The organism is Pseudoblastomonas aquimaris, assembly GCF_035481675.1.
In the GTDB taxonomy this organism is placed as follows: domain Bacteria; phylum Pseudomonadota; class Alphaproteobacteria; order Sphingomonadales; family Sphingomonadaceae; genus Alteriqipengyuania_B.
In genome coordinates this window covers 308,381-321,241 of the sequence record NZ_JAYJJW010000001.1, presented here as the reverse complement: position 1 = coordinate 321,241, position 12,861 = coordinate 308,381, and the positions used below count along the sequence as shown (strand labels likewise).

The following is a 12,861-nucleotide window of genomic DNA, read 5'->3' as shown; positions in this document are numbered from 1 at the left end:
GCACGCGCCATTTTCCTACTCGCGCGAAATCTGCTTCAGGCTGGCGGATGAGCACGCCAGACAACCGCCCCGCCCTCCCTGATAACACCCTGCCCGAGTTCGACCCGGTCCCGCGCAAGCGCATGCGCCGCGGCGGCTGGAGCGCAGAGCGGCAGCGCGAATTCATCGCCCTCCTCGCCGAAACCGGCACCGTGCGCGACGCCTGCCGCCGCATGGGCGCGGGCGAGCACCATATCTACAAGCTGCGCGCCCATCCCGAAGGCGCCAGCTTCGCCCGCGCGTGGGAGGCCGCGCTGGACCTAGGCGTGCGGCGGGTGGAGGACACGCTGATGGACCGCGCGATCAACGGGGTGGAGGTGCCGGTCTACCACCGCGGCGAGATCGTGGGCACGCGCCGCGTCTTCAACGACCGGTTGCTGATGTTCGTCCTCGCCCAGCGCATGCCGGAGAAGTACGGCAAGGGAGCCGGCCATTCCGGCACGCTCGGCCCTGCCGCGCGCCAGCACCTGAAGGCCGAATGGCGCGCGGAGTGGGAGGCGGAACAGGCGGCCGCGCAGCCCGCCCGCGCCGAGGTCCTTGCCCGGCTCAACGCGCGACTGGACACAGTGCAGCGCCGCCGCGAAGCGAACCGCCGCGCACAGTGGATCGCCCTCGCCCCCGAAACCCGCGCGGCCTTGCGCCAATACCATACCCTCCTCGCCGCAGACCCCGGCGCGACGGGCGACGCTGCCCTGCCCGACTGGGCGGTAGACGAAGAGGTGGTGGAAGTGGAACTGGCCCGAAAGGCGCTGCGAAGCGGGCGCGGCGCGGATGCGGACGGGGACGACGGCGAACCTTTGGGCTAGGCCACCGGTCGGGTCAGCGCTCAAGAGACAAAATTAGCGAGGATCTACCCGAAGGCTCAGTCGTCATTCGAAACGATTGTGCAGACGGGTTCGCAGGTTTTTCCGGACCTTGAACCGATACCGTTTCGGGGCTTCCCCGAATTCGTCGAGGTATCGCTGGGCCGCCTTGACGCGCGGCCATAATCCACGGGCGTTGATATTCTGGATTTCGATGCCTGGATGCGCATTGCATTCGAGCACCATCACCCCCTGTTCTTCATCGAGCACTGCGTCGACGCCGACGTAACCCAGCTTAAGAGCGCTCGCGCAGCGGGACGCAGCATCGACGATCTCGTCCCACAAGGGCAATTCCTGTCCGACCAACTCGATGCCGGTGTCGGGATGACGCGCTATCGATTCTCCGTGGAGTACCGCCCGAAATATCTTGCCGCTCTTGAAATTCACGGCGGCTCCAATCGCGCCCTGATGCAAATTTGCTTTCCCGCCGGACGCGTTGGTCGGCAATCTGACCATGGCCATCAGAGGCACGGGTCCATAACAGATGATGCGCACATCGGGCAGCCCGTAAGGGACGATGCGAGCCAGCACCGGATGGGTACGGATAAGCGGTTCGACAATCGCGGAATCCGAATGGGCACCGTCAAGGGAATGCTCTCCGTCAAGAATATGCGATGCGTGGGCGATTATTCTTTCGCGGCTCAGGTCCATCCCGCTGACCGTCTTCCAGCCTGATTCATCGCGGCCGCTGATCAGCAATATGCCTTCACCGCGGCGTCCATGATTAGGTTTCATTGCCCACGCTTCAGGCAATCGGTCGAGATCGATTTCCGTCAATTGTTCTCGATTTTCCAGAAGCGCCAGCGTTTGCGGGACCGGCACGCCGTGTTCTGCCAAGCGCTCCTTGGTGCGGAATTTGTCATTGACCGAATGGATGGCGAAACGCGGATTGTACCGGGCAATCAGCCAGTTGCGACGATTAAGACCGAGAACGCCGCCGAATGTGTCACTCACTGCCCCGTCCTCGTTCAAGGACAGGGCTGAACCGCAGAAACTCGGACAGGCGAAGGCCCTTGTACCGGCCGAGCAAGAGCATCCCCGCCCCTGAAAGAGCCGGGATTGCGATGGGCGCGCCGCCGACGATCTGGAAAAGGAAATCCGTCGAAATGATCCATGCAATCAGGACCGCGACCGCAAGCGTGGCGTAAGTCGTCTTTAAGGCGGGACGAAGCCCTTCGGCTTCCCAGGTGACCCACCAGCGCTCAACCACCAGCGCGGTAACGACGACAGGAAACGCTGTCACCAGGACGGTGGCATCGAGCAGCAGTGAAAGACTGCCAAGCACCGTGACCACCAAAGCGATCAATACGCCTAGGAAGGAGACGCGCGAGACATCCAGCTTTCTCAAGGTCGGCGCAATCATCATGCCGATCAAAATAGCGCCGGTGGAAATGACCGGGCCAAGGATGGGACCTGTCTGGAGGTAGGAAAGAGCCAGCAGCATGGGAGTAAAGAGCCCAAACGTCTGGAGTCCCAGTATCATGCGGAAGAAAACCACGATGAAAGCGCCCAAGGGCAGCGCCATCAGCAGATAGAACGGATCGAAATTCCATGCGGCACGTGGATCCCCGAAAGCTGCGCGCAACGAACGGGTCAGCCAATTGTCTTCGCCCGCCTCGATGACAAAATACGTCATCAGGAAGAATACGAAAATGAGGACAAGCGCCGCGATGTAAGGCAGGCGGCGCCGCGTCACCGTGCGGGTTTCCTCAATCCTAGAAGGCACGGGATACGCTCAGCGCAATTCGATATCCGTCGTCCTGTCGTTCCTGATCGTTGGAATTGCGGATGTTGTAGCGGAACTCGGACACAAAGAACCAGTCCCCTGGGCTGTAGATGAAGCTGAGCTCGGGGATAAGGATGGTGTCGCGGCGAGGCTGGCCATCCGCCTCGACGCGGCCCGGAAATCTCAGATCACGATAGGACAGTTGGGGCCGGATGCGTAGATCGCGCGCCAGCGGACGCTGATAGCTTGTCGAGACGATAAACCGCTCCATATCCCGCCTTTCGAGATCGGACCCGATGCTCTCGTAGCGTCCATCCAGATACAGGTAGTGGTTTGCGCCTAGGCGATACCTGTATTGGCCATCGAGGCGCGGACCTGACCCGCTCGAACGGGCAAGATCATCGTAATCCCTTTCACGCCAGCTGGCTCCGCCCCGCAGCCGGTGCTCGTCGCCGAAGCGCCGTTCTACTTGCCCACCGATTTCCAGTTGGTCGGCGCGCGGGAATTCGGCGGTCGTAAGGTTCCAACCATAATCGACAAACGCAGAAACAGCGCCATTTTCGTCGGTCTGGTAGGTCGCTTCTCCGCCGAGCAAGTTTCGCCACAGGTCTTCGCGCTGATCGTCGAAATACTCGATCCGGCGGGCGCGATTGCGGACCGTGACGCTCAAGTCTCCATTCTCCGCGGTGATGCCGGGCTCGACATTCAGCGATATCCCATCGCTGTCGAGCCCTTCCTCATCGTCGCGAACGGCGTTTTCGGCGACCGTGACCTGCGCTCCCAAGCGCAGATAGGGATCCACCGTCCAGCCGCCATTCTGGGCCAGCGCCGATCCCGGTGCGATTGCAAGTGTCGTGAATGCGGTTACCGGCCTCAACAGCCGCAACGCGCTTTGTGAAAGCTTGGAAGACATCGGGACCCTTAATCTGAAGCGAGTGGGGCAACCAGAGAAGCTGCGCCCATAAGAACTCGCTTAGGACCCCTTGCAATGCATGGGGGCTGGCTAATTTCCCGGAAAACTGAGAAGCAGTGACTATACTGAGTGGTGCAAAGACGATTTGGGCGAAGCTTACTATTCCTCGCCCATCCGCAAGGCAGCGATAAACGCCTCCTGCGGGATGCTCACATTGCCATACTCCCGCATTCGCGCCTTGCCCTTCTTCTGCTTTTCCAGCAGCTTCTTCTTGCGGCTGATGTCGCCGCCGTAGCATTTGGCCGTAACGTCCTTGCGGAGCGCGGCGATGGTCTCGCGGGCGATGATCTTGCCGCCGATCGCGGCCTGGATGGGGATCTTGAAAAGATGCCGCGGAATCAAGTCCTTAAGCCGCTCGCACATGCCGCGCCCGCGCTCTTCGGCCACATTGCGGTGGACGATCAGTGACAGGGCGTCCACCGGCTCATTGTTGACCAGGATGTTCATCTTCACAAGGTCGCCTTCGCGCAGGCCGATCTGTTCGTAATCGAAGCTGGCATAGCCCCGGCTGATCGATTTCAGGCGGTCGTAGAAGTCGAACACCACCTCGTTCAGCGGCAGCTCGTAAGTCACCTGCGCGCGCCCGCCGACATAGGTCAGGTTCGTCTGGATGCCGCGCCGGTCCTGGCACAGCTTCAGGATCGGGCCGAGATACTCGTCCGGCGTATAGATCGTGGCCTTGATCCACGGCTCCTCGATCCATTCGATGCGGTTGACGTCGGGGTAATCGGCCGGGTTGTGCAGCTCGATCGTCTTCGCGTCCTCGTTCTTCGTCTTGCCGAGCTTGATGCGGTAGACGACGGACGGCGCGGTGGTGATGAGGTCGAGGTCGTATTCGCGGCTGAGGCGTTCCTGGATGATCTCCAGGTGCAACAGGCCGAGGAACCCGCAGCGAAAGCCGAAGCCCAGCGCCGCGCTCGATTCCATCTCGAAGCTGAAGCTGGCATCGTTGAGGCGCAGCTTGCCGATGCTTTCGCGCAGCTTCTCGAAATCGGCGGCGTCGACCGGGAATAGGCCGCAGAACACCACCGGTTGAACTTCCTTGTAGCCGGGCAGGGCCTCGTCCGCCCCGCCCTTCACCGTGGTGATGGTGTCACCGACGCGGGCCTGCTCCACTTCCTTGATCTGCGCGGTGATGAAGCCGATCTCGCCCGCCGCGATCTCCGGCAAGTCGGTGCGCTTGGGCGTGAAGCAGCCGACCCGGTCGACGAGGTGCTGCGTGCCCCCCTGCATGAAGCGGACGTTGAGGCCCTTCTTCAGCACCCCGTCGATCACGCGCACGAGAATGACCACGCCGAGGTAGGGATCGTACCAGCTGTCGACCAGGCTGGCCTTCAGCGGGCCGTCGCGGTCACCGGTCGGCGCAGGGATTCGGGCAACGATGGCTTCCAGCGTTTCCTCGATGCCGATGCCGGACTTGGCGCTGGTGAGAACCGCTTCGCTGGCGTCGAGTCCGATAACCTCCTCGATCTCCGCGCGGACCTGTTCGGGCTCGGCAGCGGGCAGGTCGATCTTGTTGATGACCGGAACGATCTCGTGGTCGTGCTCGATCGACTGGTAGACGTTGGCGAGGGTCTGCGCTTCCACCCCTTGCGCGGCGTCGACCACCAGCAGCGCGCCTTCGCAGGCGGCCAAGCTGCGAGAGACCTCGTAGGCGAAGTCGACGTGGCCCGGCGTGTCCATGAGGTTGAGCTCGTAGGTCTCGCCGTCCTTGGCCGTGTAGTGGAGGCGCACCGTCTGCGCCTTGATGGTGATGCCGCGCTCCTTCTCGATATCCATGTTGTCGAGCACTTGCTCGGACATCTCGCGGTCGGTCAGGCCGCCGCATGCCTGGATCAGACGGTCCGCCAAAGTGGACTTGCCGTGGTCGATGTGGGCGATAATCGAAAAATTGCGGACTTTGGAAAGGTCGGTCATGGCCTGCCGGGATAGGAAGAGGGCGCGCGCGATGGCGCGTATCCCCCGCCCTTAGCGGGCGGCAGGCGGGCTGTCAGCACATTGTGTAAGTGCGGTGGTCAGGCGGCGCCGCGCTGGCGGGCGACCACTTCCATCAACTCGCGCGGCCCGGTCGGCCCGCCGGACCCGGCGGCGGGATTGAGTGGATAGACGCCCTGCGGAAGCGCGGTCAGCGGCATGCCCGCGTTGGCGAGCGCATAGGGCGAGATACGGTGCCGGGTGCAAAGGCCGTCCGCCCCGTCGCTGACGAGGGCGGTTTCGAACTCCATGCCGAATTCGGTCTCCCCCGCACGGCGGACGGTTCCGACCGCAAGCTGCCCTTCGCCGAGGTCGAGGACGATCTGCATGCCTTCCCGCGTGCCGGCAATCCCCTCCACTCGGGCGCCGGATTTCGACAGGTTGCGCAGCATCGCGCCGTAGAGATGGTCGCCGTGTATGATCCCGACGCGACGGAACATGCTCTGGCGATCAGCGCGGTACTTCGCCGGGCCGACAGGCTCGTAAGTCAGCTCGCCGTGATCAAGCCGCTCCATGATTGCTTCGTGCGCTTCAGGCCGAGCGAAGATGTAGCCTTGCAGCAAGGTTGCTCCCTGCGCGACGACGAGTTCCAGTTCGTCGAGCGTTTCCACGCCCTCAGCAACGGTTTCCATTTTCAGCGCATCGGCGAGACTAACGATAGCCGAGACGATTGCCGCGTTGTTGTTGTCGTTTTCGGTCGCGCCGCGCACGAAGCTCTGGTCGATCTTGATCTTGTTAAAAGGTGCCGTGCGCAGGTAGCCGAAGCTGGAATAGCCGGTGCCGAAATCGTCCAGCGCCAGGCGCACCCCCATCCTGGTAAGTGCACCGATGCGGTCGATCACCGTCTCATGGTCACCCAAGAAAACGCTCTCGGTGATCTCGATTTCCAGCCGCTCGGCGGGCAGGCCGCTGTCGGACAAGGCCTGCGCAACCTGCTCGACGAATTCCGCGTTTACGAATTGCGGGACGGAGACATTGATTGCCAGCTTGAGATCGCCCGGCCACTCGGCGGCCTGGCGGCAAGCCTCGCGTAGGGCAAAGGCCCCGATTTCGAGGATCAGCCCGGTTTCCTCGGCCACCGGGATGAACGTTCCCGGGCCGACCTCTCCACGCACGGGATGATCCCAGCGCATAAGCGCCTCGAAGCCGGCCACGTGGTAATCGCTGCTGCGGACCAGCGGCTGGTAGGCCATGCGCAGCTGCTGCTTCGAGACCGCGTCGCGCAGGTCTTCCTCGATCTCGCGGCGCCAGCGGGCTTCTTCGCGGAGTTCCTGCGAATAGAAGCGATACTGGCCGCGCCCGTTGCCCTTGGCGGCATAGAGGGCCAGATCTGCCCCGCCGACGAGCTCTTCCGCTTCCACACCGTCATAAGGCGCGATGGCGATGCCGACCGAAGTGCCGATGATCGCGCGGCTGCCTTCGATCGAATAGGGTTGGGAAACCATCTGGATAAGGCGGCTCGCCAGCGCGCCCAATTCCCCGCGATCGTCCATGTCGGGCAGGATTATCTGGAACTCGTCGCCCCCGATCCGCCCGATCTCTCCCTTGTCGCCGACGATCTTCTGCAACCGCTGCGCAACCTGCTTGAGCAGCTTGTCGCCGTATGGATGACCGAGCGTATCGTTCACCTGCTTGAAGCGGTCGAGGTCCAGCAACATCAAGGCGCAGCTGCGCTTTGCGGCTTTTACCGCGGTAATCGTGGCCTGCAGGCGCTGCGCCATGCGCGCGCGGTTAGACAGGCCGGTGAGCGCGTCGTAGCGCGCCATGTGGTCGCGATCGGCGGAGCTGTGGCGGATTGCTGTCACGTCGCGCGCGGTTCCGCGGTAGCCGGCGAACGCACCCTTGCGGTCGATTTGCGGCTGGGCGGAGATGCTCCACCAAGTCTCACTTGGTGCGGGTTTCAGACGTACCGTGAGGTCCCGAATTGCGGTATGCGAGCCGAGCACGAAGGTGAGCGGCCGCGCCCCCGGTTCGGACGCGACGTGGGGCTCGTCCGCAAACACCTGCGACAGCGGCTTGCCGACCAGTTCGCTTGCTTCGATCCCGTGGTTTGCAACCGCGGCGGGAGAGACATAGGTGAGCGTGCCGTCCGCATCGCTTGCCCAGAAACAGCCGAGCCCGAGTGATTCAAGCTCATCGAGCAGGCTCGACCGCTCGTTTTCGGCCGGCCGCGCGCCCCGTTTGGAAAAGAATCCGGACGCCGCCATCGGGGCTCAGCCTTCCCCGCCGTCTGCCATCTTGGCAGCGATGGAAAGCTGGGCAAACTTGGGCATCGACTTGGGCTTGGCGCCGTATTCTCCGCCGACCAGCGGGTAATTGCCCGGGGGCAGCATCTGCAGCGGCATGCCGGCAGCCGCGAGCGCATAGGGCGACACCCGGTGGCGGGTGCACAGGCCCCCTGCCCCGTCGGGCACGAGCGGAATTTCGAATTCCAGCCCCTGCTTGTCGCCGCGAGAATGGATCACGGTGGCGACAGCCAGCTGGCCTTCGCCGAAGTCGAGCACGAAGCGTTCGCCAACCGGCACGTCGGCCAGGCCTTCGATGAGGGCGCCGGTGCGCGACAAGTCGCGCATCATGACTTCGTAGAAATGGTCCTCGTGAATTACGTTGCAGCGGCGGAACACGCGGCGGCGCTCCGCGCGCTGGCGTTCGGGGCCGTTGGGCTCGATAGCCCAAGCCTCGTTCATCACCTTTTCGTGCAATTCCTCACGGTCCATCGGCGGGGCGTAAATGAAGCCCTGGATGTGGGTGACCCCGCATTCGCGCACCAGTGCGAGTTCGTCCTTCGCCTCGACACCTTCGGCCACGCTGTCCATGCCGAGCGCGCCTGCGAGTGCCACGATGGCGCGGATCAGGTCGCCGTTGCGGTTGGCGGGCGCGCAGGCGTCGCGCAGGAATTCCGGGTCGATCTTCAGCGTGTCGAAATGCGTGCCCTTGAGATAGCCGAGCGAGGACATGCCCGCACCGAAATCGTCGAGCGCGAGACGCACGCCGATACCGCGCAGCTTCGCGACCGCTTCGTCGATCAGCTGCGTATCGCGAAGAAACACGTTCTCGTTGAGTTCGAGCTCAAGACGGTTCGGTTCCAGTCCCGAACTGGCGAGCGCGTTGGTGACTACGGTCGGGAAGCCTTCATTGAGCAGCTGGACCGAGGAAACATTGACCGTCAGGCGCACGCTCTCGGGCCAGGTCGCTGCCTCGCGGCAGGCTTCGTGCAAGACCCACTCGCCGATGCCGATGATGAGGTTGCTGTCTTCCGCGATCGGGATGAACAGCTCCGGCATCACGGACCCGCGTTCGGGGCTGTACCAGCGCAGCAGTGCCTCAAGTCCCACGATCTTGTTGTTCGCGGTGGAGGCGATGGGCTGGTAATTGAGATCGAATTCGCCGCGTTGCAGGGCGAGTTCCAGATCGGCTTCGATGCCTTTGCGGTCGCGCTCGCTGTTCTTGAGGTCGGCGGAGTAGAACCGGTACAGCCCGCGCCCGCCATGCTTTGCGGCATAGAGCGCAAGGTCGGCGCTGTGGACCAGCGCGTCGCGCTCGATCCCGTCATAGGGCGCAATCGCGATACCGACCGAACCGCCGATGCTGGTACGTGCCCCGTCGAGGACAAAGGGCTGCGACAGGATCGAGATGATCTTCTGCCCGATTTCGCCGAGCCGGCCGCGGTCGTCCATGTCGGGGATCAGGATCTGGAATTCGTCGCCGCCGAGGCGCCCGATCTCTGCATTCTCGTCAACCACGCGCTTCAGCCGCTCTGCGACCTGCTTCAGCAGCTCGTCGCCGGCAGCGTGGCCCAGCGTGTCGTTGACCTGCTTGAACCGATCCAAGTCGATCATCATCAGCGCGCAGGAGCGCTTTGCGGCGACGAAAGTCGCCAGCATCGTATCGATGCGCTGCTCCATCCGGGCGCGGTTGGCCAGGCCGGTAAGGCTGTCGAAACTGGCGAGCTGGTTTTCTTCGGCCGCCTTGCGCTGCTCTTCGGTCTTGTTCGACCCGTATCCGCGGTAGCCGAGAAAGGTCTCGCCATCGAAGATCGGCTTTCCGGCGACGCACCACCAGGTCGCATCGGCATCCTCGCCGATCTTCAGGATGCGGTCGCGGATTGGCTTGTGGGTGGACATGATGAGGCGCAGGCTGCGACCGGGCATGGCCGCCTCGTCCTCTTCGCTTTCAAACAGCTCGACCGCATGGCTGCCGATCAGCGAGCGGCCCTCGGGGCAGACAAGCTTGTCGAAAGCTTCGCTGACATAGGTGAAATTGCCCTGAGGGTCGGTCTGCCAGACCCAGATGCTCTGCGTGTTTTCGACGAACTCCAGCAGCTCTGCGCGCGACGCGCTGTCGAACGCGACGCTTGAACGCACAGAACCGCGGGCGGCATCGCTGCCCCCCCGCAATCCCTTAAGCAGTCCGCCCATCGCCACGGCTTCAGTCCTCGTTCGCTTCAACAAATGGCAACCCGTGGGTAACCAGTCGTGGTTTCTTTTTTACTAACGACCCCATCAGCCCGCATCCCTGAGCAAGGATTTGCGCGCGGCCGGCGCGGCATCGGAGATAACCTTGATGTTGCCGTTGAAATCGCGTTCCAGCGGTCGGTCGAATTGCACGCCCATTCGCCCTTCGTGGCACCAGCGGCTGGTCACCTTGAGCGAGACGGTTTCGGAAATCTGGAGGTCAAAGACCGTGTTGTCGGGTACGTTCCACAGTCCCTCGATCATCGCACCGGTCACGGAGATGTTGCGGATCGTGCCGCGATACTTGGTCGCCCCGTGGGTAAGTTCCACCTTGCGCAACATCTTCTGGCGGGCGGCACGGGCCGAACGCGGACCGCTCGCGGTGGCCTTCAGGCCAGCCTGCAGCCGCTTCATCACCACGTCGCGCGAAAGCGGCTTGTCGTAGATATAGCCCTGGATGTGACTGCAGCCGAGCATGCGGATGAGATCGAGTTCGTCGAGCGTTTCCACGCCCTCGGCCGTCGTATCCATGTCCAGCGCCTGAGCCAGGCTGGTGATCGAGGTGATGATCGCCCCGTTGCGGCTGCCGGGCTCAGTTGCGCCGCGCACGAAGCTCTGGTCGATCTTGATCTTGTCGAACGGCGCCTTCTTCAGATAGCCGAGCGAGGAATAACCCGTCCCGAAATCGTCGAGTGCCAACCGGACGCCGACCCGCTTCAGGGCGGCGAACATCTGGTCGGTATTGGAATCGTCGGTGAGGAAGACGCTTTCGGTAATTTCCAGCTCCAGTCGCGACGGATCGATGCCAGCCTGCGCCACGGCGTTGGTAACCACGGTGGGGAAATTGGGGTTGGCGAACTGTAGCGGCGAGACGTTAACGGCGCAGCGCACGTTCTCCGGCCAGGTCGACAATTCGTGGCATGCGGTGCGCAGCGCCCATTCGCCGATCTGCTCGATCAGGCCGCAATCCTCCGCGATCTCGACGAATTTCTGCGGTTGCATCCATCCTTTGACATGGTGGTTCCAGCGCAGCAGCGCCTCGAAACCGACGATTTCCTCGTCGGCAGCGGACACGACCGGCTGGTAGAACAATTCGAGCTGGCCTTGGGTCACCGCATCACGCAGGTCCTGTTCCAGTTCGCGCCGCGCCTCGGCCTCGGAATGGAGATCGTTGGCGTAGAAATGGAAGCGTCCGCGCCCGCCGTCCTTCGCAGCGTAGAGCGCAAGGTCGGCGTTGCGGATGATCGCCTCGCTCGTCACGCCATCGTCGGGTGCGATCGCGACGCCGACCGACGCCCCGATGACCACGCGGTGATCCTCGATCCCGTATGGCTGGGAAAGCGAAGTGATGATCCGGTGGGCAAGCTCGCCCAGCCCTTCGCGCTTGTGCGTCCCCGGCAGAATGACCTGGAACTCGTCGCCGCCGAGACGCCCGACCTGTCCGTGCTCCCCGACCACGCCTTCGAGCCGCTCCGACACCTGCTTGAGCAATTCGTCGCCGACCGGGTGGCCGAGGGTATCGTTGACCTGCTTGAACCGGTCGAGGTCGAGCAGGAAGACCGCGCAGGTGCGGTTGAGTTCCTGCGGCGCGCCAAGGATCTTCTCCAGCGTCTGCGACATCAGGAAACGGTTCGCGAGCCCCGTTAGACTGTCGTAGCGCGCGAGGCGGGTCGCCTTCTCCTGGCTGCGGCGCTTTTCGGTGAGGTCGGTGCCGGCGCCGCGGAAGCCCACGAAATTGTCGAACGTATCGTACAGCGGACGCCCGGTGACCGACCACCAGCGTTCCTCGTCGCGAATGGCGGAGCGGACCGCCAATTCGCTGAACGGCGAGCGGGCGGAAATGTGGAAGGTGAGCGTGCGCTCGCTTTCGTCGTCCCGGTCGGCGAGATCGAACAGGTCGTTGAGCGGGCGGCCGACCATCGTTTCCTGGGTATAGCCGAGCGCCTCTGCGACGGGGCGGGACACATAGGTCAGCTGGCCGCGCCGGTCGGTTTCCCAGAACCAGCCCTGCCCCGTTTCCTCGTAATCCCGCAGGATGTGTTCGGCGCGCTTGCGATCACGTTCCTCGCGCTGGAGCTTCTTGTCGAGCTGCGACTGGAGCTCGCTTTCGCGGCGGATGATGACGAACGCGGTCATGCACAGCACGAACATGCCGCCCAGCCCGATCAGGCCGCCATAGAACAGCGCCGGCATCGCCCATACTCCGATCTGGGCTGAGAACATCGCATTGAGCCTGCGATAGAGGAACGCCGATCCCACCGTGCTGGCGCCGACAAGCGCGCTGAGGCCCGACGTCCATGCAAGCCCGCCTTGCGAAAGCCAAAGCAGGATCGCCGCCGAAAAGGCGATCATCGGTGCGACCACGAGTCCGCCGATCATCACGACCTGGCGTTGCAGCGTTGCAGTGCCTTTGATGACAGGCGGGTCGAGGCGCGGCGTCAGGTAAGGCAGGCCGATCGCCGCCAGCAGCAGCGGGATAGCAAGCAGCGGCGGGACGGACAGCGACGTTGCCGCCGCCAGCACCGATGCGGCGACCAGCGTCGGCGTCATCCATTTCCAAGAGCCGACGAGGACGCGCGAACGCTGTGGCAGGACCACGCGCCCCCCCGCACGCCGATTCGGCTGCGCCGGCTTCGCCTCCTGCGTCGCCGGCTTCGCTTCGGGCATCTGCAGGCGATGGACACCGCCACGGCGCGCGTCGCCGCGATCCGGCGTTGCCGGCTCGGCCGCAGGCTGCGACGTGCTTTTTTGTGGCATTGCCCCACTCATCAGGCACGCGGTGCCAGAATGGCTTTGAAAAAGCGTAAACGGTGCCTTCACGATGTCCGTTCG

General features: G+C 63.4%; 8 protein-coding genes. 1 reads left to right on the top strand and 7 read right to left on the bottom strand.

Annotation, left to right across the window (positions count from 1 at the left end; translation table 11 throughout):
- Positions 1–47 precede the first annotated feature (47 nt).
- Positions 48–845, top strand: coding sequence for a hypothetical protein (locus VCJ71_RS01590; protein ID WP_324638574.1), 798 nt, complete (start codon positions 48–50; stop codon positions 843–845).
- Between the two features lie 63 nt (positions 846–908).
- Here the strand turns inward: VCJ71_RS01590 and VCJ71_RS01585 are convergent, their stop codons facing one another.
- The 7 genes from VCJ71_RS01585 to VCJ71_RS01555 form a co-directional block, all read right to left on the bottom strand.
- On the bottom strand, positions 909–1,856 hold the full coding sequence (locus VCJ71_RS01585; protein ID WP_324638573.1) for a sugar-transfer associated ATP-grasp domain-containing protein: 948 nt from the start codon (positions 1,854–1,856) through the stop codon (positions 909–911).
- On the bottom strand, positions 1,849–2,598 hold the full coding sequence (locus tag VCJ71_RS01580; protein WP_324638572.1) for a 7TM domain-containing protein: 750 nt from the start codon (positions 2,596–2,598) through the stop codon (positions 1,849–1,851). Before VCJ71_RS01580 ends, VCJ71_RS01585 begins: the two co-directional genes overlap by 8 nt.
- Before the next feature lie 19 nt (positions 2,599–2,617).
- On the bottom strand, positions 2,618–3,541 hold the full coding sequence (locus VCJ71_RS01575) for a hypothetical protein (RefSeq protein WP_324638571.1): 924 nt from the start codon (positions 3,539–3,541) through the stop codon (positions 2,618–2,620).
- Positions 3,542–3,700: 159 nt separating this feature from the next.
- Positions 3,701–5,518 carry a translation elongation factor 4 gene (gene lepA, locus VCJ71_RS01570; protein ID WP_324638570.1) on the bottom strand — a complete coding sequence of 606 codons (1,818 nt, stop codon included), beginning with the start codon at positions 5,516–5,518 and terminating at the stop codon, positions 3,701–3,703.
- A 98-nt stretch (positions 5,519–5,616) separates the two neighbouring features.
- Positions 5,617–7,782 (bottom strand): putative bifunctional diguanylate cyclase/phosphodiesterase, encoded by a 2,166-nt coding sequence (locus VCJ71_RS01565; RefSeq protein WP_324638569.1) that lies wholly within the window; start codon positions 7,780–7,782, stop codon positions 5,617–5,619.
- Positions 7,783–7,788: 6 nt separating this feature from the next.
- Positions 7,789–9,939 (bottom strand): putative bifunctional diguanylate cyclase/phosphodiesterase, encoded by a 2,151-nt coding sequence (locus VCJ71_RS01560; RefSeq protein ID WP_324638568.1) that lies wholly within the window; start codon positions 9,937–9,939, stop codon positions 7,789–7,791.
- Between the two features lie 138 nt (positions 9,940–10,077).
- On the bottom strand, positions 10,078–12,786 hold the full coding sequence (locus VCJ71_RS01555) for an EAL domain-containing protein (protein ID WP_324638567.1): 2,709 nt from the start codon (positions 12,784–12,786) through the stop codon (positions 10,078–10,080).
- Positions 12,787–12,861 lie beyond the last annotated feature (75 nt).

Coding starts and splice junctions, on each gene's coding strand:
- VCJ71_RS01590 (WP_324638574.1), top strand. CDS start 48: ATGAGCACGCCAGACAACCGCCCCGCCCTCCCTGATAACACCCTGCCC.
- VCJ71_RS01575 (WP_324638571.1), bottom strand. CDS start 3,541: ATGTCTTCCAAGCTTTCACAAAGCGCGTTGCGGCTGTTGAGGCCGGTA.
- lepA (WP_324638570.1), bottom strand. CDS start 5,518: ATGACCGACCTTTCCAAAGTCCGCAATTTTTCGATTATCGCCCACATC.
- VCJ71_RS01565 (WP_324638569.1), bottom strand. CDS start 7,782: ATGGCGGCGTCCGGATTCTTTTCCAAACGGGGCGCGCGGCCGGCCGAA.
- VCJ71_RS01555 (WP_324638567.1), bottom strand. CDS start 12,786: ATGCCACAAAAAAGCACGTCGCAGCCTGCGGCCGAGCCGGCAACGCCG.